Source organism: Micromonospora sp. NPDC047527 (genome assembly GCF_040643015.1).
Taxonomy (GTDB): domain Bacteria; phylum Actinomycetota; class Actinomycetes; order Mycobacteriales; family Micromonosporaceae; genus Micromonospora.
The window spans coordinates 194,317-216,603 of sequence record NZ_JBEYTK010000003.1 but is presented as its reverse complement, the minus strand read 5'-3'; the positions used below and the strand labels follow the sequence as shown (position 1 = coordinate 216,603).

Sequence of the window (22,287 nt, the reverse complement as noted above, 5' to 3'; positions counted from 1 at the left end):
CGTCGTGGCGGGCAGCGATGGGACACGGCGTGGAGGGGGCATTCACACCCGAGCGGGTGGATGCTGTCGGGCGAGGTGGCCACGAGGAGTGGCGGGGGACGTTTGTCAGCACGGATCAGCGGACCATCCGTCACGGTGTGGTCCTTGATACCCCGCCTGATCGGATGCGGATTGGCCAGGTTGTGCCCGCGCGCGATGCAGGGGCACGGAGGGTGGTCTACGGCGAGGGGGTATCTCTCGGCCCAGTAAAGAGCTCGGCCGTGCTGGCGCTGGTGGCATTTGGATGGGGGCTGGCGGGTTGGTGGCTGATGAGAAGGCTGCGTCGGTCAGGTGGGCGAGGCGAGGCGGCCAGGAGGCGGCCACAGCAGCAGCAATGACGAGTGGCAGGCCCAGCGCCGGGCGGCCGATCAACTTCGGCGTCCAGGGCACCGGCCCGAGCGCGACGGCCACCCGCGCGGCCGGCTGACCCCACCCGATGCCGGCGCCCGGCGCGAGGACCACTCTCCGCGCCGAGCCCGTCCCCGTCCTGCGGCACGGGCCGGATCGGCCGGCGCCGCAGGACGGGCGAGTGAACGTCACCGTACGGAGGCCAGGGCGAAGGGGAACGTCACCCTGGTGAGGTCTTCGGAGACGGCCCACAGCCGTTGCTGGATGGCTACCTCGTACGACTGCGGGCTGGAGGTGACCAGCCGGGGGTGGCCCATGATCTCGTTGCGTCCGCCGGGGCCGTAGTACTGGCCGCCGAGCGCGGCGGGGTCGGTGGCGGCGCGCAGGGTCGGCAGCGCGCCCATCGCCGGCGTCTGGGTGATCAGCGGCGCGAGCCAGGTAAGCGGAAGTCGGAGGGCTGCGGGGGTGTTGCGGGCGAGTTCGGTGCTGGACATGCCGGGGTGCGCGGCCACCGCGACGGTCGTGCCGTGCGTGGCGAGTCGGCGTTGCAGTTCGTAGGTGAACATCAGGTTGGCCAGCTTGGACTGGCCGTAGGCGCGGACCGGGCTGTACGACTGCTCGAATTGCAGGTCGTCGAAGTGGATCGCGGCGCGGATGCGGTGGCCGGTGCTGCTGACCGTCACCACGCGTGAGCCGGGCACCGGCAGCATGAGGTCCAGCAGCAGCCCGGTGAGCGCGAAGTGGCCGAGGTGGTTGGTGCCGAACTGCATCTCGAAGCCGTCCCGGGTGGTCTGCTTCGGGGTGTACATCACGCCGGCGTTGTTGATCAGCAGGTCGATTCGGTCGAGCCGGGACCGCAGCGCGGCCGCCGCGGTCCGGACGGAGTCGAGTGAGGTCAGGTCCAGCGCCTGCACTGTCACGTCGCCGGTCATGCGGGCCGCGGCCTGCTTGCCCTTCTCGACGTTGCGCACGGCGAGCACCACTGACGCCCCGCGCTCGGCGAGTGCCTTGGCGGTCTCGTACCCCAGTCCGGTGTTGGCCCCGGTCACCACGGCCACCCGCCCTCGCTGGTCCGGAATGTTCGCCGTCGTCCACTTCTCGGCCATGACAGGCTCCCAACTAGATAAAGTACCGAAGGTATCTTGTGCCGACAACGCTAAAGTACTTGCGGTACGTTGTCAACGTACCGCAGGTACCTAAGTTAGGCTGGTGATCGTGACTTTCCAGCGGGCGCGAACCGAAGAGCAGCGGGAGATCCGTCGACGGGCGATCCTCGACGTGGCGTCGGCGATGCTCGACGAGATGCCGGTGGCCGCGGTCACCCTGAACGAGCTCAGCCGCCGGGTGGGCCTGGCGAAGCCGAACGTGCTGCGCTACTTCGAGTCTCGCGAGGCGGTGCTGCTGGAACTCCTGGACCGCTTCCTACAGGAGTGGCTGACGGACCTGGCGGGGGAGTTGGCCGCCGGCGTCGACGAGAACCTGCCCATGGCCGAGCGGGCGACAGCGGTGGCCGAGATCCTCGGCCGCTCACTGTCTGACCGAACGGTGCTGTGCGAGCTCTTCGGCGCACAGGGCAGCGTCCTGGAACACAACGTCTCCGTCGAGGTCGTAGCGCGCTACAAGCGCGCCTCCCTGGAGCGCCTGACAACCATGACCGCCCTGATCGAGAAGTACCTGCCGGAGCTGGGCGAGAACGCCACACTGTTCAGCCTGCAAACCATGGTCATGGCCGGCGCGCTGTCGGCGTACGGCACACCCCCACCCAGCCTGCAGGCGGCCTACCAGGCCGAACCCGACCTGGCCCGCTTCCACCTGGAGTTGAGCGACTACTTGAGGCAGGCACTGATCGCAACCCTCCTGGGCGTGCTACCCCGCCGCTGACCTGTGGAGACCCGATCGACCGGACCGCCGACACCACGATCGTGTTCGGGAGCGCCCGCGGGGCCCTGCCCGCCGGCCATGGGGCTACGCACGCCCCGGAGGGCCAGCGTGTGACTCCCGCCGCCCCTTCCGGGCGGGCTCACGGCGGCGGTGAACGCCGCGAGCCGGGCGCGAAGGGCGGGTCTGGGCATGGCGATCCTCCGGGGGACGCGGAGTCGGGCCGTTCGGTACGCCCGACTGCCGGTGCCGATTTCTCACCCTCCGCGCCCGGGCGTTCCACCCGGAGGTGGGATTGACTCACATCGATTCGAGCAATGATCGGCGCAGGACCGCCGTCCGGGATAGCGGTCGTTCACCACGCGCCAATGCCGACGTTTCGCCGTCTTCCGCCCTCGGAACGGGCATGGGGAAGTGGCGCCAATACCACCCCCGGCCCAGAGCCCGTCGGTGACGACAGTCCGGGCGGTACGCAGGCTTTGATCGGTTGCGCCAGTCGGGTCGACGCCTTGGTCCACATCGACGTGCGGGCTCGGTTGCCGGGGGTGGCCACCCGACGCTGGCACGGATGTAGCCGATTGTGACCATGGGGTCACTCCTCGCATACTCCTCCCCGACATGTTCCGGTCGAGTGGAGGAACACATGCGTCTCCGATCGTTCGTCACCGCAGCACTGGCTGCCGTACTGGCCGCCAGCGCACTCGCGCCGGCGGCACCTGCCGCGGCGGCCACCGCCGACCGGTGGGGGTTCGCCTACGTCAAGGACCCCACCGTTCCGGCCTGGACCGTGCTGGACACCACCCGGCAGTGGGGCAGCTGGAAGACGGCATTCCCGGCCGCCTGGGCCGACGGCATCAAGCTCGCGCCTGGCCGGTTCCAGGTCCGCTTCCCACAGGTGGGCACCGGCTCGCGGGGCGTGCCGCACGTGACCCCGGTGAACCGGAGCGGGCACTACTGCGAGGTGGTTCGCTGGTTCCAGTCCGGCGCCGACGAGATCGTCGACGTGCAGTGCCACAAGCCCGGCGGCACTCGCGAGGACACCCCGTTCACCGTGCTCTGGACGACCAGCTCGGGCGTGGTGCCGGCCGCCACCTCCCACGCGTACGTGCAGTGGGCCGGCGGGGTGGTGCAGTCGTACAACTCCACGGGCGTGGTGAACACGGTCGGGCCGATGGGCGTCGGGCAGTACCTGGTGCGGCTACCCGGCGTGGGGCTTGCCGGGCTGCTCGCCGGTAACGTGCAGGTCACCGCCGTGCAACCGAACGCCAGTCCCACCCGATGCAAGGTCGACACCTGGAACCCGGTCGGCACCGAGGTGCAGGTGCACGTCTTCTGCTACAACCAGGCCGGCGCGTTCGTCAACACCGACTTCGTCCTCTCGTACCACCGCCAGCGGTCGGTGATTGGCTCCCTCGGTCCTCCGTCGTACTTCGGTTACCTGGGTACCGCCGTCGGCGGGCCGACCAACGACAACTCGGTGCTCGGTGTCGGTGCGAACACGGTGGCATCGCTGGCGCCCGCCGGCCGCTACCTGGCGACGTTCCCGCAGATCGGCATCAAGGAGACGCACGCCCAGGTCGTGGCACAGGGCCGCGGCAGCAACTACTGCCACCTCACCCAACCCTGGACGTACACCACCAACGCCGACGTTGACGTGATCTGCTTCGACAACGCTGGCGTGGTCACCCCGCACCGCTTCCTGGCCACCTTCACCTCCCGGCTCTGACGCCGGTCAGCGTCGGCGGCGGCCCTCCTCAGGCCGCCGCCGACGCCGCCGGCGTTACCCGGGGTCCACGCAGGAGGCCGGCGACGCCTCGGATGCTGTAGGTGCTCATGAAGTCGTAGACGTCCAGCGCCTCACCGAACTCGTCCTCGATCCTCGAAAGGATCTCGACCGCCACTATCGAGTCGCCGCCGAGGTCCAGGAAGTCGTCGTGCACGCCGATCCACTTCAGGTTCATGGTGCCGGCCCAGATCGACAGGAGTCGTTCTTCGATGCGGTCGACCGGACCTTCGAACAGGGTGCACGTGCCGGCGATGACGGCGGACCGGATGTATTCGGTGTCGAGCGCGTCGCCGGCGAGCGGCATGGCGTCGACGAGTAGCACACCGTCCAATCCGCAGCACGCACCGAGCCGGTCCCACACGTAGCCTCGGAGTTCCGGCCCACTCACGTACTGGGAGAACTCGACCACGCCAATCGTGGCGTCCCGATCATCGTGGCGTATCGTCGTCGCCCGGGCATCACGCACGGCCGAATGCCCCCGCAGGGTGGATGCGAGCTCTGCCAAGCCAACCATCAACCGCTCCTTCAGTAACGGCGGCAGTCCGAGCCGTCGGCGCGGATTGACAACAGTCGCCAATGTGCCACGGAAGCTTGAGTGGTCGCAGAGACGAATCGGCAGAAATTCCGGAAGAGGTCGACCGCCGTTGCTTCTTCCCGCCTACCCTTGCCCGCGCCGATCGAATCGGACCACAATTCACGCCGACGGGTGGCGAGCCTGCGACCGTTCGCTATTCGACGCACGTTGTCGCCGGCCCCAGGGGGTAATGCATGATGAACGAGATCAGCTACGCACAGTCATCGCTTGTCGAGGAGGACGTGCCAAGCACTACTACGGAGCGGGTCATCGCCGAGGTGTGGGCCGAGGTACTGAACCTTGACGAGGTCGGACGGCACGACAACTTCTTCGACCTCGGCGGCCACTCGGTGCTCGCGACGCAGGCCGTGGCCAGATTGTGCGTCGCCCTGGGCCGGCACCTGCCGGAGCGAGCCTTGTTCGACTGGCCGACCGTCGCGACCCTGGCCTCGGCCCTGCCCGGTTATCCCATCGCCGAACAGGACGCACGTATCAAGCGCAGGTAAGCGACGGGTCCGGTGGGAGCCGGGACTCGGGTGCCCCGGTGGCGACGTGGTCGAAGCCGGGGTAGCCAACCCGTACCGACATGGGGCACACCAACCCCGACCATTACACTCCAGCAATAAGACCATCTATAACCTGCCAAACCGCCCCCTGCCGAATTGAGGTTACTCCGCAGTATCGCAGCTCGGCGTCCCGCTCGAGTCCGCCCGCTTGCCACCCGAACGGCGACCGAGGCAAATTGGATTGACGTTAGTCGTTCCGTGGTACCGTATGCTGCCGGCATGGTGCGAGTCGAGTTCCGGGTTCTTGGAACATTGGAAGCCGTGGTCGATGGTTCCCCCGTGCCGATAACCTCCCCGCGACAACGTATAGTGCTGGCCAATTTGCTGATGGCCGCCAACCATGTCGTGACCGTCGAGAAGCTGATCGGCGCCGTTTGGGACGATTCCCCGCCGCCCAGCGCGCGTGGTCAGATCCAGATCTGCATCTCCGCGCTGCGCCGGGCTCTCGGCAGTCCGGAGGTCATCGACACCAACCCACTCGGGTACGCCATCCGGGTGGCCCGCCAGCAGCTCGACTACCTCATGTTCGACGACGCCCTCGCCCAGGGCCGGTCCGCCGCGGCCAAAGGGCGGCTGGACGAGGCGCTGACACACCTGGACCGCGCCATCGACATCTGGTCCGGCCCGGCGTTGGGCGGAGTGCCCGGCCGGGCCGCGGAAGTCGTCTCCCACCGTCTGGAGGAGCGGCGGATCATGGCGCTGGAGGACCGCGCCGAGATCCGCTTGGGCCTGGGCGGTCATCGGGAGCTTGTCGAGGAGCTGGTCGCGTTGACCACGGAGTACCCCCTGCGGGAACGCCTGTGGGGGTTCCGGATGCTCGCTCTCTACCGGTCCGGACGGCAGGCTGAAGCGCTGGCGACGTACCGTACGGCCCGCACCAACCTCGTGGGCGAACTGGGCATCGAGCCGAGCCAGTACCTGCGCAAACTGGAACGCGCGATTCTCAGCCAGGACAGCAGCATCAGCGGCGACGTGGACGACAGACGTACCGGGACCGCCACAAGCGTGCACCGTCCGCAGGAGTTGCCCGCCGATCTGCCGGACTTCGTCGGCCATGCCGCGCTGATCGACACCCTGACCGCCACCCTGACCAGCGAGGACACCAAACAGGTACCGATCGCGGTCATCACCGGCGCACCGGGCTGCGGCAAGACCTCGCTGGCCCTGCACGTCGCGCACCTGTTACGGACCAAGTTCGTCAACGGCAGCCTCTACGCCTGCCTGTACGGGAGCACCGCGCAGCCACGCTCGACCGACGCGGTGCTCAGCGACCTCCTGCACGGACTCGGCGTTGCCCCGGCGGCGATCCCGGTCGCGGCCGGGCAGCGGATCAACCTACTACGCAGCCAGATGGCGACGCGACGGCTGCTGATCGTGCTGGACGATGTCGGCAACGAGGACCAGATCGCCGACCTGCTCCCCGGCGTGCCGGGTCCGGCGGTGCTGATCACCAGCCGCCGCAGGCTCGCCGGCATCCCGGGCGCACGGGCCGTCGATGTCGACATGATGTCGGCCGACGAGAGCCTGACCCTGCTCGGCCGAATCTGCGGGGAGCAGCGGGTCGCCGCGGCGCCCGACGCCGCGGCGGAGCTGACCCGAATGTGCGGCGGACTGCCCCTGGCCGTGCGGATCGCCGCGGTCCGACTGGCTGCGCACCCGCACTGGGCGGTTGGCACTCTGCTGGACCGACTGCGCGACGAGCGGTCTCGGCTGGACGAACTGTCCCACGGCGACGTCGCGGTCCGCTCGCTGCTCGCTGACGTGTACGAGTCACTCACCGAACCGGCACAGACCCTGTTCTGGCTCCTCAGCGCACTGGAGATACACGAGTTCAGCGCCTGGACCGCGGCGGCTCTGCTGGACTGCGACACGAAGCGGGCGACGGCACTCCTCGACGAGCTCGCGGACGTCCGGCTGCTGGAGGCCCACTTCTCCGCGCTCACCAGGCAACCCCGCTACCGATTCCACGAGTTGGTGCGGGTGTTTGCGAGCGAGCAGCGGCTGAAGCAGGACGACAAGGGGAAGTGCACAGAGGCGGTCACGCGGTCGCTCGGCGCTCTGCTCGCCTTCGCCGAGGAGGCTCATCAACGGATCTACGGCGGACGCTTCGCGGTTCTGCACGGCACGGCGCCCCGATGGGCCGGCGCACGTGCCGAGTTCGACCGCTTCCTCGGCGATCCGACGGCCTGGTTTGACGAGGAGCGCATCACGCTGGAGGTGGCGATCCGCCAGGCGGCGGAGCTGGAGCTGGACGAGCTGTGCTGGGAGTTGGCCGTCGTTTCGGTCACCATGTATGAGAGACGCGGCCTGTTCGCCGAGTGGCGTACGGCGCACAACATCGCGCTGGAGGCCACCAGCAGGGCCGGCAATCGCCGGGGAGACGCTGCCGTGTTGGCGTCGCTCGGCTCGCTGGGCGTCGCCCAACACGCCGAGGACGACGGCGACAACCTGCTGCACGCCATGAGCCTCTTCGAGGCGGCCGACGATCAGGCCGGGTCGGCATTGACGCTGCGCAACCTTGCTCACCTGGACCGAATCCAGGGCCGGCCCGCCGTGGCGGTGCTGCGTTACGAGCAGGCCCTGGAGAAGTTCCGGACAGTAGGCGACCTGGGCGCACAGGCCCATGTACTCAGTGGACTCGCTCGTAGCCATCTGGATCTCGGTTCCCCGGAACGGGCCGAAATGCTGGCGAAGGAGTCGCTCGCACTGGGTGAACAACTCGGTAACCGGCGCCTTCAGGCACAGGCCTTGTACCGGCTCGGTGAGGTGTTCGCCGACGCAGGGCAGTCGCTGGCCGCGAGAGCCGTCTTCCAATCGGCACTGGATCTGGCTCGGGAGCAGGACGATCGCGTCGGCCAGTCCTATGCCCTCAACGGCCTCGGCGGGGCCATGTTGGAGCAGAACGAATTCACCGCGGCCGAGATTCATTTCAGCGAGGCGGTCGAGATCTGCCGAATGACGCACGAGCGGAATGTGCACGCACACGCCCTGTTTGGGCTCGGGCGGGTATACATGGGCCGGGGCGAGTTCGATACCGCGGAACATTTCTTCGTGCAGGCCGCTAACGCATTCGCAATGCAGGAGAACAACCCGTGGCACTCGCGTTCCATCGAAGAGCTGGGCGCGTTGCGCCGGGCCGCCGGCCGGCTACCGGCGCGGAGTAGAAACGAGCCGACCGGAGAGAGGTGAAGCGGGCCGCCATCAGCCCCGCTGGCCGGCCAGCCGCCAACGTTCGAGCTTCCCGGCGGCCGAGCGCGGCACCTGATCGACGAACGTCACCCGCGTCGGCACCTTGTAGTTGACCAGACCGGCCCGGCAGTGCGCCATGAGCTCGGCGCTACTGACCGAGGCTCCCGGCTTGCAGACGACGTAGGCGCCGACAGTCGACCCGAGCACCTGATCCTCGGTTGCCACCACCACCGCGTCGAGCACTGCGGGGTGTTCCAGCAACTGAGCCTCGACCTCGTTGGGGTAAACCTTCTCGCCGCCCACATTGATCACGTCGTGCCGCCGGGGGGCGAGGAACAGATAGCCGTCCTCGTCGAGCCATCCGAAGTCGCCGACGCTGGCGAAACCGTCGGCCGTCGTTTCCAGCACCTGGCTGCCGAGGTACGCGTCTCCCCTGGAGACCCGACCGGCGCGCATGAACACCTTGCCGGTCTGTCCCGGGCCGAGCCGGTTCCCGGCGTCGTCCCTGATGCTGATCTTGGTGAAGAACCCACGACCCACCGTTCCGGGCCGCTGTTGCCATTCGTCCCCACGCACCAGGGTGCCGCCGATGTTCTCGGTCGAGCTGTAAACCTCGTACAGATGTTGTGGCCCGACCAGCTCGATCCACCGCTTCTTGGTGAACGAGTCGCACGACGCCGCCGTGTGCATCACCGTGCGCACGCTGGCGAAGGACGCCGGGTCAGGCTGGAGAAGCAACAGGATGGTGCGCATGTGCGCCGGGGTGAGCTGGATCCATTCCACCGCGTGGCGCTCGACCAGTTCCACCGTCCAAGCCGGCAGAAAGTACGGCGGCAAAATGGTGGTATTGCCGTCGAGGAGTCCGTCCAGCAGCGTGGTGAACGGGGCCGCATGGTGCAACGGACCCAGAATCAGTTGCCGCTGGCCGGATCGCCAACCGGCGCGACGGCGCAACGGCAACGGCACCTGGTGCCGATCGTAGTCGAGCGGTCCGGGGCGAATCGCGATCTTCGGCCGGCCAGAGCTGCCGCCGGTCGGCAGCAGGTAGGCGATCCGGCTGGCCACCGACGCGGGCGACCGCGCCGGCCGGCCCGCGTCGGCGTCGGCGTCGGCGTCGGCGTCGATGAGCTGGGCCCGTCCGTACGTCTGACCGATGAAGTTGAGGAGCTTCTCCCGCTCGGGTACGGGCGAGGCCGGGTTCAGCGGCAGCAGTGGCAGCTCCGCGGAGAGGACGGCCACGATGTCGACCACCGTCTGGATCGTGTTGTTCGCCTCGATCGCGACCACGCCCGGACCGGTACGCCGGGCGGCGGCATCCACCAGTGCGTCCGCCCGCCGGCCGCTCCGCTCGGCCAACTCCCGCCACGTCAGTACCTGCTCGACGGAGTTCCCGTCGAAGCCGACGACCGCGGGCTGATCGGTAGACATCTCCGCGATATCGGTGATCCGCTGACGGATCGATACGCTCATTCGGGCCTCCCACGATCGAGTGCGTCGTCATCCACCCGGCGGTCGGCGACATGCCGGACGGGCCGGCCGAGTGGACGAAACACAAGCCCACGCGGCAGACCGAGCCGGCGCACACATGATGGACGCAGGTCGATGGTGGCTCGCGCGGCCCGGCGCACGCAGAGAACAACCGGCAGAACAACGCACTGGATCCGATCCGCGAGTCGCTGCCGGTCCTTCTCTACTGCGCGGCGCGGACCGCTCAATAGCCTGGCGCACATGGTTTCACCAGGGCATGTCGACAGTGCCGCGCCGAGCACTCGGGCGACGCCGACCCATCAGGCAACCCGTACCCGCGGTCCCCGCCGCCGGGAGCGATCGGTGAGCCTGGTCCCCCGGCCATCGGTGACCGTGCGGTTCAGCGGAACGCGATCGGCCGAGGGGCCGCTCAATATCGGCCAATACAACGTTCTGCAGTGGCTGCGCGGTGAGTCGGAGCAGTTCTTCGCGGCCGTCGCGGGGGAACTCGACGTTCCGGCCGCAGCCGTGGTCGACGACGTCGCCGAGGCACTCGCAGTCCTGATCGAACGGCACGAAGGACTGCGTACGACGTACGTCGACGGCGTCGAACCGCAGCAGTTCGTGCACGCCACCGGCGACCTCGTCGTGGAGGTCTACGCAATCGAGGTCGCTGACCCACAACTCGTCGACCGGGCCGGCCTGTCCCGGGACCTCACCCGGCGGTTGCGCGCTGCGGGCGCGTACCGCATCGGCGAACTGCCGGTCCGGGCCGCCCTCGCGGTGCGGCCGAGTGACGCGTCCACCAACTCCGCCTGGCTGGTGCAGGCCGCGGTGATCGGCTGCTCGCATCTCGCTGTCGACTACCAGGCAATGGAGATCATCAAGCGGGAGTTCGCGGACCTGATCCGTGATCGCACCGCACGACCGGCCGGTGGACCACCGATCCAGCCGTTGGACCTGGTCGCCCTGGAACGCACACCCGCGGCCCTGCGGCGCGAGGAATCAGTTCTGAGCTACTGGAAAGATCGGTTCTCCCGCATGCCGCAGTGCCTGTACCCCGTTCCGCGGGTCGCAGCCGGCAACGGGTCGGTAGCCGTCGAGATGACCTCCACCGCAGCCGGGATGGCGTTGCGAGCGGTGACAGCGCGCACCAGGACGAGTCGCGCCAGCGTCGTGCTGGCTGCGATCGGCGCGGTGCTCTCGCACCGGACCGGCACCCGGGAGCTCGTGCTCCCCACCCTGTCCGCCAATCGCTTCGAGCCACACCTTCGGCAGCACGTCGGCAGCCTCGCGCAGCTCGCGTTGATCACGCTCACGATCAGTGACACCACCTTCGACCGCCTGGTCCGGCAGGCGTGGGCCGCGGCGGTCGACGCGAGCCGGCACGGACGGTACGACGTGGACCGGCAGAGTGCCATCGCACGCCGGGTCGAACACGAACGCGGCGTCGTATTCGACTGCGAACCGTTGTTCAACAACCTTGTCATCGAGTCCGGTCCGGCGACCGGCAGTGCCGTGGCATCGGTACCCACGCCGGGTGAACTGGACGTCACGCGGCGCGCGACGCAGCTCCAGCGGCAGCCGATGCCCGTCGGGACCACGCTGATCCGGTTCGATCTCTACGAGACCGACGGACAGTTGCGTCTCGGCTGTTGGAGCAGCGACACCGGCCGCATCTCCGCCGACGAGGTCGAATCGCTGCTCGTAGCGGTCGAGAACCTGTTGATCGCGGCCGGGTCCGGTGACCTCGACGCCCGAGGGATCCGCGGCTCGATCCCGCTCAGCCCGGTACAGCGGGGCCCCGGCTGGCTGCTCGTGGACGGCTGCTGGGTCGAGGTGGCCGAAGTGCAACGGCTGCTCGACGATGAGCTGCCGTCCACCGGTGCCAAGGTTTTCGCAGCCGTGAACGGCGTGCCGTTGGTCGCTCATCTGGCGCGGACCGAGACCGTACGCACACCCGAACAGGCCCACGCCGCGTGCATGGCAGCGCTGAAGGCGTATCCGACGGCAATGGCACCACAGAGCTACGTCATCTGCGAACGCGTCCCGGATGACCCCGATGACCCGGCCGCATGGATCGACGTGTGCTGCCAGGGGTCCGGCCGGACCGCCAGAACCGCCGACACGGGGCTCTGCTGATCCCCACCCGACCGCCAGGTTCAACGAAGGGAGCCGACCGGTGACCACGAGCAAGATCACGCCCGCGCGCCTCATGCCCGCGGTATCAGCCGATGAGTCGGCACTGCCCGGTGTGCTGACCGCGCCCACCGACGGCGTACCGGCCGCGAGTCATCTCGCAGGGGTCCGGGACTCGGTCCGGCGGCAGCTGCGCACCCACGGCGCGGTCCTGCTGCGCGGCTTCGACATCGGCAACGTCAGCGGCTTCGAACGAGTCGTCCGGGCGGTGTCCGGCGAACCGCTGTCCTACGCCGAACGATCGTCACCGCGCAGCACCATTGAGGGCCAGGTCTATACGTCGACGGACTACCCGCCGACCGAGGAGATCTTCCTGCACAACGAGAACTCGTACCAGGCGGCCTGGCCGTTGACGTTGTTCTTCTACTGCATCACCCCGCCCGACACACTGGGCGCCACTCCGCTCGCCGACACCCGCCGGATCCTACGGTCGATCGACCCGGCCGTGCTGGAGGAATTCACCCGGCGCGGCTGGACCGTGGTACGCAACTTCACCGAGGGCTTCGGCGTGCCGTGGCAACAGGCGTTCAACACCACCGACCGGGCCGAGGTCGAGCGCTACTGTGCGCGTAACGGTGTGGAGGTTCAGTGGATCGGGCGCACCGGCCTGCGTACGACGGCCCGCCGACGGGCGGTGCATCAGCACCCTGTGACCGGCGAGACCGTCTGGTTCAACCACCTCACGTTCTTCCACGTGACCACGCTGCCCGAGGAGGACTGCGAGGGGTTGCGGGAGATGTTCGACGAGGCGGACCTGCCCACCAACACGTACTACGGAGATGGCGGACCGATCCCCGACGAGATCGTGGCGCACCTGCGCGACTGTTACCGCGCCGCCCAGCGCCGATTCGACTGGCAACGTGACGACGTACTGATCGTCGACAATATGCTCTCCGCCCACGGCCGTGAACCGTTCACCGGATCGCGCAGAATCGCCGTAGCGATGGCCGAACCATCGACGGTTTCGTAACGACAGGTGGCACAACGACGGAGGGCCACCTCTGTGGCGGCCCTCCGTGAACCTCTCCGGTGAGACTGATCAGCCCCACGGAGTGTCGCCGATAACGGCGACCACCGATGTGGGCGGCGTGGCGATCAGGCGCGGACCGGAAACCATTGAGATTCGCAACTCAGTACCCCTTGTCTGCTTCGGCTCTCGTGCCGGCTGCCGCCGACAGATTCGAAGCTATGGCCGGCCGTTTTCGACTCCCCATCACGACGCTTTTCTCGCCGGCCGGGACCTGCCCGATCGGCGATAGCGATATGGAGGCGCCCGGAACGACGACTGAGCAAGAATTGCCTACTCTCCGTCAACGAAGGCGACCTTCCTCATGGCCTCATGGTTGGACCACCGGACCGATACGCCGCATGCCGGCACGGCGGCGCTGATCTGCATACCCAGCGCCGGTAACGGCGACTTCCAGTTCGATCGGTGGCCCGACACCGTCGGCCCGTGGTGCGTTGTCCGCACGCCGGCCGCTGGCGGCCTGGGCGGCGAAGCACCGGGGACGAGCTCTGCGGCCTCAGCCCCGCCGGCGTCATCAGGGCTGCCGGAGCGGGCCGCGGAGCTCGTGGCCGACCTCATGCGCCGAGGGGTCGAGCAGTTCGCGTTGTTCGGCCACGAGAGCGCCGCGCTGCTCGGCTACCAGGTCGCGGTCGAGTTGGACCGGCGGGGCGCGCCGGCACCGCTGCGCCTGTTCGTGTCGGGCTGTCCCGCACCCCAGTATCTCAGCCGATATGCCGGCGAGGCGCACACCGAACCGACCGACGACGAACTGACCGAGCGCGTGCTGGCGACCGCAGTGGCCATGGGCGGCAACCCGCTGCCATCGATCGTCGCGACCGGCGTGCATGCGCTCCGGGCCGAACTGGCTGCGTTGCGGGGCTATCGGATGCCCCGCCCGGTGCCGCTGCGCTGCCCGCTGACCGCGATTCGGTGGCTGGGCCAGGGCATCGAACCGGAAGCACTGGCCGGCTGGTCGACGTACGGGGACACCGACCTGGTGCAGTTGCCCGGATCCGGGTTGAGCTATGCGACCGAGCCGGCCGACCTGTTGCGGGTCATCGCCGACCGAGCGCCGGCCGGTGACATCCGCCGGCCAGCCGAGTGGTGACAGCGGCACCCGATCGACTCACTCCGGCCCACGCCGTGGCCTGCGGCTTCACTCCAGTGTGAAGCCGCGGACGACAGACTCAGATCAACCCGGCCTCTACCCCGCAGGCCACGGCGTGGGCGCGGTTGCGAACCTGCAACCGCGCCATCATGTCGTAGATGACGTTCTTCACTGTGTGGTTGGAACACAGCAGTGACCGGGCGATCATCGCGTTGTCCTGACCCTCGGCCATCAACGCGAGCACCCTCGTCTGCCGGGGCGTCAGCGGTGACCGGCCAGCCGCCCGGGCCGTTCCGGCCGGGTGCGGCGTACCGACGCCACCGAGCACCCCGACCAGCACCTCGTGCGGCAACCGGACCTCCCCGTCCCGGGCCGCCTGCAACGCGGCGGCCAGACGGCTCGGTGTGGCGTCGGCGAACCGGAGCATCACCAGAGTCCCCGAACGCAGTACGCGGACCACGTCCGCCGGCGAGAAGCGGTCCGCGATCACCAGCGTCCCCTGCGGCGCGGACCGCGGCTGCGGCGGGCACGCCACCAGCGCCTCACTCACCGTAGCGACCGCCGTGACGATGACGGTGTCCGGTGATCCGTACGGCTCGGGCACCGACGTGACGCCGGCCTGCCGCAGCACGGCCAGCACCTCGGCCCGAATGGTTGCGTCCGGGGCCACCACATGTGCGGTCGGCGCCGTCCTGCTCTTCTCCTGTTCGCCGTTCACAACATCCCGGCCCGCAGGGCGAAGGCCACCGCGTGGGCCCGGTTGCGCAGCCGGAACCGCCGCGTGATGTCGTGCACGACACTCGTCACGGTGCGCGTCGAGTAGCACAACTCCTGCGCGATCTCGCCGGTCTCCCGGCCGTCGGCGAGCAGCCGCAGCACCGCGCGCTCGCGGTCGCTGATGTTGGACGCGAGGGCGCCGGCGGGAACGGCCGGCGCGGCGAGCAACCGGTCGAGCATGTCCGGCGAGACCGTGCAGTCCCCCGCACCGGCGGCCAGCACGGCGCGGGTGAGCCGGTCCGCGGTCGCCTCCCGGCGCCGAAGCAGGCCGCGCGCACCAGCCGCGATGGCCCACAGCGCGTCGGCCGGCTCCACCTCGGGCACCACGAGCACCACCTCGGGCCGGTGCGCCCCGGCACGGACGGCCCGCACCGAATCCAGCGTGTCCTGGCCCATATGGTCGACCACCAGGACCGTGACCGCGGCCCTCTCCCGCGTCGTCACCACGGTGATGTCCGGGCACCCGAGCATCGCGCTCGTCACGCCCGCCTCCAGCACGGGGTCGGTCGCCACGACGTTGACCCACATCGGTTCGCCCATCACGCCTCCTTCGTCGCCGCGCCGTGGCGGGGCGTGGCGTCGGAATGTCCTGGGCGTATGGTTCCGCGACGAGCTAACCGGTCGCTCTCGGCTCGCTGTCAGCCGCTGGCGCAGGACGATAGCGGGGCATCGACTCGCTATCGTCGCGCAGCGCCGGTCGTCCTGCCCTGGTACGCCGAACGGGCCGGCTCAGACGGCGGTCGACCCGGTGGCGGCAGTCCGCGGCCACCGCCCGATAGCTGGCCCGGCCGCCGTGCGACTCACGTCCCGCGACACGATCGACGAGCGGCAGGCGACAAGAAGCAACGACAGTCGACCTCTTCCCGTATGTCTGCCGATGCTTCTCTGCGGTCGGTCGCGCCTCCGTGGCACATTGACAACCGTTGTAGATCCGTGCCGAAAACGCGGATTGCCGCCGTTGCGGAAGGAGCGGGCGTCGACGCAGAGCGCGACCATCCCGTCAGGCAGGTCCAGAAGAGGCCGACGATGTCGACGACCTTGTTGGCGTACGCCGGATCCCTGGAGAGTTCGAAGGTGTCGGACCGACGCGGGATCGCCGGCCTCCTGCGTGGACAGACGCGAACCGGAAAAGCAAGGGTCGATACCGAACAATCGCCGAATCGGCGGGACGTGGGTGAATAAGTGATCAGTTCTGACGTCAGTGAAATCGCCGCGGATCTTGCTGCGAATGCCACTCTCCTGGAGATCGCCGAGAATCTGGGGCTTTCGCCGCTTCTCGATCGTGGGACGCCGTTCACGCTGACCGAGGCAACGACCGCCGCCGGCGTTCCCGAAGCTCGCACCCTGCTCTTCCTGGGCGCCATGGTCGCCGCCGGGCTGCTCGATCGCGACGCCGAGACCGGGCCGTTCGCGCCCTGTGCGGAGCTCGCGGACCGGCGGTACGAGGCGGGTTACCTCTCCTGGTCGCTCAACGCGAACCGTCCGTACATCGATCACGCCGAGCGGTTCCTGCGCGAACCGGAAGCGGCCGGCCGGCAACACCAGCGCGACGGCCGACGCGTGGCGGTCTCGTCCCGCTGGATCGGCTCGCACGGCTTCTATCCCGGTGTGTTGTCCGAGATCATCAACCGCAAGCCCCGGCGCATCGTCGATCTCGGCGCCGGCGCGGGCGCGCTTCTGATCCGGCTCCTGACCGAACTGCCCACCAGCACCGGCGTGGCCCTGGACCTCAGCTCGGGGGCGTGCGAGGAGGCCGAACGCGCCGGTCGCCGCGCCCACGTGGGCGACCGGCTCACGGTGGTCAACCGGTCCGTCGAGACGCTCGTCGACGACCCCGGTCCACTCGACGGCGCGGACATCGTCCACGCCGGCTTCGTCATGCACGACGTCGCTCAGACTCCCGAGGTCTTCGCGGGGGTCCTGCGGGCGTGCCGCGAGCACCTCGCCGACGGCGGCTGCCTGGTGGTCACCGATGCGGTGCCGTACGTGGACACTCCGGGCGAGCGCGCCTTCAGCGCCCTGTTCAGTTACCTCCATGAGAGCTCGATGGGTGTACGGCTGCCGGCCGAGGACCAGTGGTGCGACCTCTTCCGGCAGGCCGGTTTCTCCGACGTGACCAGCACTCCGCTGCGGATGCCCGGCAGCCGCCTCTTCGTGGCCACGCGATGAGCCGGAACGGCGGATCACCGGCCCTGGCGGAGCACGACGCCGAGCGCATGGCCATGGCCCTGTACGAGGCGCGGAGGCAAAACGTGCCGATCGCTCCGCTCACCGACGTCTGCCCCACGCTCGACGCGGCGGGCGGATACGCCGTCCAGCGCAGGCTGACCGAATTGCTGATCTCCGACGGCGAGCGTGTGATCGGCTACAAGGCCGGGCTCACCTCCGCCTCAATGCAGGAGATGTTCGGGGTCCACGCCCCGGACTACGGCCCGGTGTTCGCCTCGACCGTCCGCACGGACGGTACGCGCTTCGCTCGTGGCGAGTTCATCTCGCCGAAGGTGGAAGCCGAGATCGTCTTTCGTCTGGCGAGCCCATTGACCGGTCCCGGCGTCACTGTGGAGCAGGCCCACGCGGCGATCGGAGAGGTCGCCGCCGGTCTCGAGATCGTCGACTCCCGGATCGCGGATTGGCGCATCCGGCTGGGCGACACGATCGCCGACCTCGCCTCGAACGGCGCAGCCGTGCTGGGACGCCCGATCCCGGCCCGCGCGGAGCTGGACTACCGGCTCGTGCGAATGGCCTTCCGCCGCAACGGGGAGCTGGTCGCGTCCGGCCGGGGCGCCGACGCTCTGGGTGACCCGGTGGCGGTGGTGGCGTTGCTGGCGAACCTGCTGGGCGAGAGCGGCGTCACGCTGGAGGCCGGGCAGCTGATCATGACCGGCGCCCTGCACGCCGCGGTCCCGTTGAGCCCCGGTGACACCTACACCGCCGAATTCGATCATCTGGGCACGGTCACTCTGCACGTAGCGAATGCGTAGTCACGACCCCGGCAGGAAGGCGATCCCCTCGATGAACTCAGAACGACGGCTGTCAGTTGGGGTGCTCGGCGCCGGGCTCATCGGCGTCGACCTGGCGATGAAAGTCGAGCGGTCCACCGCACTGGACCTGCACCTCGTCGCCGGCCGGGCGGCCGAAAGCCCGGGCCTCAAGCAGGCCGCTCGGCTGGGGCTGCCGGTCGCGAGCCGGGGCATACGTTCACTGGCCGACCTCGACGAACCGCTCGACGTGGTCTTCGACGCCACCAACGCCGGCTCGCACGCCGAACACGCCGAGGCGCTGGCGCCGCTCGGCACGCTGCTGGTCGACCTGACGCCCAGCCGGATCGGACGCATGGTCGTCCCCACCGTGAACGGCGCGGACGTCGCCGCCCACCGCGACCTCAACATGGTGAGCTGCGGCGGGCAGGCGTCGGTGCCGATCGTCCGGGCGATCGCACTAGCCCACCGCATCGATTACGTGGAGGTGGTCGCGACCGCTGCGACGCTCAGCGTCGGCCGTGGGACCAGGCTGAACCTCGATGAGTACGTGGAGACCACTCAGGACGCGCTCCGCGAGTTCACCGGCGTCGGGGACGTGAAGGCCATCCTCAACATCAGCCCGGCTCGTCCTCCGGCGACCTTCAGGGTGGCCATGTCCTTGGTCGGCGAGGGGCTGACACACGATTCGGTGCGCCCACTCGTGGCGGCCGCCGCCGCCGACGTCCGTGCCTTCGCCACCGGCTACACCGTGACGAGCTGCATCGTGAACGACAGCAAGGCGTTCATCGCCGTGGAGGTGACCTCCGCGGGCGACCAGATACCCGCCTACGCGGGCAACCTCGACATCATCAACTCCGCAGCGATACGGGTCGCTGAGCGTTGTGCGGTGGAACGCCGATCGATCGAGGTCATGGAGGTGGTGTCATGAGCCAGCAAGCGGCGGAGAGTTCGCCGAGACGACCGATCCTGATCCATGACCCGACGTTGCGCGACGGACACCACGCCGTCCGCCACCAGCTCGGGCGGGAGCAACTTCGCGCGTACGCCAGGGCCGCGGACGCCGCCGGGATACCCGTCGTCGAGGTGGGGCACGGCAACGGCCTCGGCGCCTCGTCCCTGCAGGCCGGCCGAGCCCTCCTCAGCGACGAGGCGATGCTGTCGGCGGTCCGGGATGCGTTGACGACCAGCAAGCTCGGTGTGTTCATGCTGCCGGGCTGGGGCACGACCGAGAACATCCGGCAGGCCATCTCGTACGACGTCGACCTCGTCCGTATCGGCACCCACTGCACCGAGGGCAACCTGGCCGAACGGCACCTCGGGCTCCTGCGCGACGCGGGCGTCGACGCACACGGCGTGCTGCTGATGAGCCACATGGCGAATCCCGAGCGCCTGGCCGAGGAGTGTGCGCGGCTCGTCGGGTTCGGCGCGACCGGCGTGGGCATCCTCGATTCCTCCGGCCACTACCTGCCGACGGATGTGACCACGCGTATCACGGCGATCCGGTCCGCCGTCGGCGTGCCGGTGATGTTCCACGGACACAACAATCTCGGTATGGCGGTGGCGAACTCGATCGCCGCCGCCGAGGCAGGCGCCACCATCCTGGATGCTTGCGCGCGGGGGTTCGGCGCGGGAGCCGGCAACACGCAGCTGGAAGTTCTCGTGCCCGTGCTCGAACGGCTGGGCTACGACACCGGCATCGACCTCTATCGGCTGTTGGACGCGGCGGACATCGCCGAACGGGAGCTGATGCCCGCGCCGCCCACCATCGATTCGATCGGCGTGGTGAGCGGTCTCGCCGGGGTGTTCTCCGGGTTCAAGAACCGGGTGCTGGACGTCGCCGCCCGCGAGGGCGTCGATCCGCGCGACGTCTTCTTCGAACTCGGCCGCCTGCAAGCGGTGGCCGGACAGGAGGACCTCATCGAGGACGTGGCGCTCGCGTTGCGTGCCGGGTCCACGGGCCGGGGTGAACGGATGGCAAGCCATGTTTGACCAACTCAAGACCATCCTGGTCGAGGATCTGCAGATGCGGGCCGAGGACGTCGTTGCCACGGCCGATCGCGCCGAGGTGGGCCTCGACTCCCTCGCCGTGGTCGAGCTGTCGGCCTTGCTCCGCAAGCGGCTGGACATCGAGGTCTCCGACTACGAACTGCTGGAACTCGCGACGGTCGGCGACATCGCCGATCTGGTCGCGGAGCGCTGTCGTGCGTGAGGCCGCGGGACCGACCGCGCCCCATGCCGTCACGCGGGTCCTGTCGCGCAACGAGTCATCGCACAGCCCGTTGCCGGACATCGTCGCCGCAGTCGCGGCGAGCGGCCGGGACGTCAACCGCTATCCCGACCCGGCGTGTGCCGACCTGACCCTGGCGCTCGCTCACCGGCACGGTGTCACGCCGGATCGGGTGGCGGTGGGCGCTGGGTCCTGTGCGTTGCTCCAGGCGCTGTTCCAGCTCGCCGGGCCGGGTGCGACGGCCGTCTACGCCTGGCGATCCTTCGAGTACTACCCGATCCTCGCCGGCCATCTGGGGATCCACTCGGAGCGGGTGCCGCTGGCCGACGACGCGCACGACCTCACCGCCATGGCCGATCGCATCACCGCCACCACCCGGCTGGTCGTCGTCTGCAATCCCAACAACCCGACGGGCACGCTGGTCGGCCTCGACCATCTGCGCGCGTTCCTCGACCGCGTCCCGCCGACCTGCCTGGTGGCCCTCGACGAGGCGTATTTCGAGTACGTCGACGCGCCGGTCGGGACCGGCGGCCTCGCGCTGTGCGACACGTATCCGAACCTGGTGGTCCTGCGCACGTTCTCGAAGGCGTACGGCCTGGCAGGACTTCGGGTCGGCTATCTCATCGGCGCCCCGCGCATCGTGGCATCGCTGTGCGAGATGTCGCTGCCCTATGCGGTGAGCGGGCCGGCCCAGCACGCGGCAGTCGCTGCCCTCGGCCTCGAGGAGGTGCTCCTGACGCGGGTCCGAGAGACGATCACCGAGCGTACCCGCGTGCGGGCGGCCCTGCTGGCCGACGGCTTCGCGGTTCCCGCCAGCCAGGCCAACTTCGTGTGGCTCGGGCTCGGCGAGGACGCGGGCCCGTTCGGCCGTTGGTGTGCACGGGCCGGCATCGAGCTGCGGGTCTTCGACGGTGACGGCGTCCGGGTGTCGATCGGTTCGCCCTCGGACAACGACGCGTTCCTCGCGGCGGTACACCAGTGGCGCGTCCGCAACGCACCGGAATTACTCACGACTGGAGCGGTGCGATGATGCCAGAGAACACAGCCCTTTCCCGGAAGGTGATCGTCGCGCCGGGAATGTGCAGCGGTGGCTCACTGATCTTCGGGCGAATCGGTGACTGGACGTGGGAATCGGTGGCCGCGGCCTGCCGCACCAACGTGCACGCCGCCCGTACCACCGAGGGCCAACCGACCTACCTGTCGTTCTACTACTACCGGGTGCGTGGCGGGAAGGCCGTTCATCCGCACGGCCTGGCCTTCGGCGACGAGCTCGAGGTGACGTCGAAGGTCTTCCAGTTCGGCGGCGGCTCGGTTCTCACGTTGCATCGGCTCGCGCCCGCCGGCTCCGGCCTCGGCACCGCGTTGCTCGATCCGGCGGAGGTCTACGAGACGCCGAACCCGGAGTGCATGTACGCGGAGACTCTCAACCGGTGGATCGCGCGTGGCCATCCGGACAGCAACCGGGTCCTCACCGAGACCGTCCCGCACGATTTCGACTACGCCGATCTGCCGCGACTTCCCAATCAGTTCTCACCGCGTACGCTCGTCGGCCGCGCCCGTCATGCGGGCAGCTTCTGCACTCCGGGGCCGGCGGGATTCACCGTCGCCGGGGACGAGGAGACCTTCGAGTACGCATTGGACGCGGTACGGGACATCAACGGCGCCGGGCTGGTCTACTTCGCCTCGTACTTCTCGATCTTCGACACGGCGCTGTTGCGTCTGTGGCGCGGGCTCGGCCGCAGCGAGCGGCAATTCCTCCAGCGGCGGGTGATCGATCAGAAGGTGGGCTTCTTCGGCAATGCCGACCTGGGCTCGCTCTTCACCATCACCGCGCGGAGATGGCAGAACGTCGCCGACCCCCTCTCCGAGATCGCCGACCTGCAACTCCGCGACTCCACCACCGGTCGGCTGCTGGCCATCGCGGCGATCGAGACGGAAACGCCATCGACGCCGGCATGAGGACGGCGTCGACGGCGACAGGTTGCGGTCCCGGTCAGCCCCGCTGACCGGCCTGCCGCAGGCCACCGCATGGGCGCGGTTGCGAACCTGCAACCGCGCCCATCATGTCGTCGATGACGTTCTTCACCGTGTGGTCGCTACCCAGCAGTGGCCGGGCAGTCCCCGGGGGGGTCGGCTATCGGG

19 protein-coding genes are annotated in these 22,287 nt (G+C 69.0%); 14 read left to right on the top strand and 5 right to left on the bottom strand.

Annotated features, from left to right (window positions below):
- Nucleotides 1-575 precede the first annotated feature (575 nt).
- Nucleotides 576-1,493: an SDR family NAD(P)-dependent oxidoreductase gene (locus tag ABZ808_RS14040; RefSeq protein WP_357005360.1), complete on the bottom strand. Its 918-nt coding sequence runs from the start codon at nt 1,491-1,493 to the stop codon at nt 576-578.
- A gap of 109 nt (nt 1,494-1,602) precedes the next feature.
- Here ABZ808_RS14040 and ABZ808_RS14035 point away from each other — a divergent pair, with 109 nt between their 5' ends.
- Nucleotides 1,603-2,268 (top strand): TetR/AcrR family transcriptional regulator, encoded by a 666-nt coding sequence (locus ABZ808_RS14035; RefSeq protein WP_357005357.1) that lies wholly within the window; start codon nt 1,603-1,605, stop codon nt 2,266-2,268.
- Nucleotides 2,269-2,908: 640 nt separating this feature from the next.
- Nucleotides 2,909-3,991 carry a hypothetical protein gene (locus tag ABZ808_RS14030; RefSeq protein ID WP_357005354.1) on the top strand — a complete coding sequence of 361 codons (1,083 nt, stop codon included), beginning with the start codon at nt 2,909-2,911 and terminating at the stop codon, nt 3,989-3,991.
- Nucleotides 3,992-4,019: 28 nt separating this feature from the next.
- Here the strand turns inward: ABZ808_RS14030 and ABZ808_RS14025 are convergent, their stop codons facing one another.
- Entirely contained in the window at nt 4,020-4,628 is a 609-nt protein-coding gene (locus ABZ808_RS14025) for a phosphopantetheine-binding protein (protein WP_357005352.1), read from the bottom strand.
- 191 nt (nt 4,629-4,819) lie between these two features.
- On the opposite strand from ABZ808_RS14025, the gene ABZ808_RS14020 reads away from it, so the two are divergent.
- Nucleotides 4,820-5,131: a phosphopantetheine-binding protein gene (locus ABZ808_RS14020; RefSeq protein ID WP_357005349.1), complete on the top strand. Its 312-nt coding sequence runs from the start codon at nt 4,820-4,822 to the stop codon at nt 5,129-5,131.
- A 156-nt stretch (nt 5,132-5,287) separates the two neighbouring features.
- Complete coding sequence (locus ABZ808_RS14015) at nt 5,288-8,380, top strand: BTAD domain-containing putative transcriptional regulator (RefSeq protein ID WP_357005346.1); 3,093 nt, start codon at nt 5,288-5,290, stop codon at nt 8,378-8,380.
- Between the two features lie 12 nt (nt 8,381-8,392).
- On the opposite strand, the gene ABZ808_RS14010 is transcribed toward ABZ808_RS14015, so the two are convergent.
- On the bottom strand, nt 8,393-9,850 hold the full coding sequence (locus ABZ808_RS14010; protein WP_357005342.1) for an AMP-binding protein: 1,458 nt from the start codon (nt 9,848-9,850) through the stop codon (nt 8,393-8,395).
- A gap of 360 nt (nt 9,851-10,210) precedes the next feature.
- Here ABZ808_RS14010 and ABZ808_RS14005 point away from each other — a divergent pair, with 360 nt between their 5' ends.
- The 3 genes from ABZ808_RS14005 (at nt 10,211) to ABZ808_RS13995 (ending at nt 14,160) form a co-directional block, all read left to right on the top strand.
- A complete protein-coding gene (locus ABZ808_RS14005) occupies nt 10,211-11,989 on the top strand; it encodes a condensation domain-containing protein (RefSeq protein WP_357005338.1) in 1,779 nt (592 codons plus the stop codon).
- Between the two features lie 73 nt (nt 11,990-12,062).
- The gene (locus ABZ808_RS14000) at nt 12,063-13,016 is read left to right on the top strand and encodes a TauD/TfdA family dioxygenase (protein WP_357006765.1); all 954 of its coding nucleotides are present in this window, start codon (nt 12,063-12,065) and stop codon (nt 13,014-13,016) included.
- A gap of 361 nt (nt 13,017-13,377) precedes the next feature.
- A complete protein-coding gene (locus ABZ808_RS13995; protein ID WP_357005335.1) occupies nt 13,378-14,160 on the top strand; it encodes a thioesterase domain-containing protein in 783 nt (260 codons plus the stop codon).
- Nucleotides 14,161-14,239: 79 nt separating this feature from the next.
- Here the strand turns inward: ABZ808_RS13995 and ABZ808_RS13990 are convergent, their stop codons facing one another.
- Both ABZ808_RS13990 and ABZ808_RS13985 read right to left on the bottom strand, forming a co-directional pair.
- The gene (locus ABZ808_RS13990; RefSeq protein ID WP_357005332.1) at nt 14,240-14,830 is read right to left on the bottom strand and encodes a LuxR C-terminal-related transcriptional regulator; all 591 of its coding nucleotides are present in this window, start codon (nt 14,828-14,830) and stop codon (nt 14,240-14,242) included.
- Nucleotides 14,831-14,874: 44 nt separating this feature from the next.
- Nucleotides 14,875-15,477, bottom strand: a complete 603-nt coding sequence (locus ABZ808_RS13985; protein ID WP_357005329.1) for a LuxR C-terminal-related transcriptional regulator — start codon at nt 15,475-15,477, stop codon at nt 14,875-14,877.
- 642 nt (nt 15,478-16,119) lie between these two features.
- Between ABZ808_RS13985 and ABZ808_RS13980 the strand changes: the two genes are divergently transcribed.
- The 7 genes from ABZ808_RS13980 to ABZ808_RS13950 are packed head-to-tail and all read left to right on the top strand — an operon-like array spanning nt 16,120 to nt 22,104.
- Nucleotides 16,120-17,106, top strand: coding sequence for a class I SAM-dependent methyltransferase (locus ABZ808_RS13980; protein ID WP_357005326.1), 987 nt, complete (start codon nt 16,120-16,122; stop codon nt 17,104-17,106).
- A gap of 47 nt (nt 17,107-17,153) precedes the next feature.
- Entirely contained in the window at nt 17,154-17,918 is a 765-nt protein-coding gene (locus ABZ808_RS13975) for a fumarylacetoacetate hydrolase family protein (protein ID WP_357005323.1), read from the top strand.
- Nucleotides 17,919-17,949: 31 nt separating this feature from the next.
- Nucleotides 17,950-18,846 carry an acetaldehyde dehydrogenase (acetylating) gene (locus tag ABZ808_RS13970; RefSeq protein ID WP_357005320.1) on the top strand — a complete coding sequence of 299 codons (897 nt, stop codon included), beginning with the start codon at nt 17,950-17,952 and terminating at the stop codon, nt 18,844-18,846.
- Nucleotides 18,843-19,907, top strand: coding sequence for a 4-hydroxy-2-oxovalerate aldolase (gene dmpG / locus ABZ808_RS13965; RefSeq protein ID WP_357006763.1), 1,065 nt, complete (start codon nt 18,843-18,845; stop codon nt 19,905-19,907). The genes ABZ808_RS13970 and dmpG overlap by 4 nt, the downstream gene beginning before the upstream one ends.
- Nucleotides 19,900-20,127, top strand: coding sequence for an acyl carrier protein (locus ABZ808_RS13960; RefSeq protein WP_357005317.1), 228 nt, complete (start codon nt 19,900-19,902; stop codon nt 20,125-20,127). Before dmpG ends, ABZ808_RS13960 begins: the two co-directional genes overlap by 8 nt.
- On the top strand, nt 20,120-21,175 hold the full coding sequence (locus tag ABZ808_RS13955) for a histidinol-phosphate transaminase (RefSeq protein ID WP_357005315.1): 1,056 nt from the start codon (nt 20,120-20,122) through the stop codon (nt 21,173-21,175). Before ABZ808_RS13960 ends, ABZ808_RS13955 begins: the two co-directional genes overlap by 8 nt.
- Nucleotides 21,175-22,104, top strand: coding sequence for an LnmK family bifunctional acyltransferase/decarboxylase (locus ABZ808_RS13950; RefSeq protein WP_357005312.1), 930 nt, complete (start codon nt 21,175-21,177; stop codon nt 22,102-22,104). The genes ABZ808_RS13955 and ABZ808_RS13950 overlap by 1 nt, the downstream gene beginning before the upstream one ends.
- The last annotated feature ends 183 nt before the right edge of the window (nt 22,105-22,287 follow it).

What these genes read in the sequence shown, in the direction of transcription:
- ABZ808_RS14040 (WP_357005360.1), bottom strand. Translation starts at nt 1,493, where the DNA reads ATGGCCGAGAAGTGGACGACGGCGAACATTCCGGACCAGCGAGGGCGG.
- ABZ808_RS14030 (WP_357005354.1), top strand. Translation starts at nt 2,909, where the DNA reads ATGCGTCTCCGATCGTTCGTCACCGCAGCACTGGCTGCCGTACTGGCC.
- ABZ808_RS14020 (WP_357005349.1), top strand. Translation starts at nt 4,820, where the DNA reads ATGATGAACGAGATCAGCTACGCACAGTCATCGCTTGTCGAGGAGGAC.
- ABZ808_RS14010 (WP_357005342.1), bottom strand. Translation starts at nt 9,850, where the DNA reads ATGAGCGTATCGATCCGTCAGCGGATCACCGATATCGCGGAGATGTCT.
- ABZ808_RS14000 (WP_357006765.1), top strand. Translation starts at nt 12,063, where the DNA reads ATGCCCGCGGTATCAGCCGATGAGTCGGCACTGCCCGGTGTGCTGACC.
- ABZ808_RS13995 (WP_357005335.1), top strand. Translation starts at nt 13,378, where the DNA reads ATGGCCTCATGGTTGGACCACCGGACCGATACGCCGCATGCCGGCACG.
- ABZ808_RS13985 (WP_357005329.1), bottom strand. Translation starts at nt 15,477, where the DNA reads ATGGGCGAACCGATGTGGGTCAACGTCGTGGCGACCGACCCCGTGCTG.
- ABZ808_RS13975 (WP_357005323.1), top strand. Translation starts at nt 17,154, where the DNA reads ATGGCCATGGCCCTGTACGAGGCGCGGAGGCAAAACGTGCCGATCGCT.
- ABZ808_RS13970 (WP_357005320.1), top strand. Translation starts at nt 17,950, where the DNA reads ATGAACTCAGAACGACGGCTGTCAGTTGGGGTGCTCGGCGCCGGGCTC.
- dmpG (WP_357006763.1), top strand. Translation starts at nt 18,843, where the DNA reads ATGAGCCAGCAAGCGGCGGAGAGTTCGCCGAGACGACCGATCCTGATC.
- ABZ808_RS13960 (WP_357005317.1), top strand. Translation starts at nt 19,900, where the DNA reads ATGTTTGACCAACTCAAGACCATCCTGGTCGAGGATCTGCAGATGCGG.
- ABZ808_RS13950 (WP_357005312.1), top strand. Translation starts at nt 21,175, where the DNA reads ATGCCAGAGAACACAGCCCTTTCCCGGAAGGTGATCGTCGCGCCGGGA.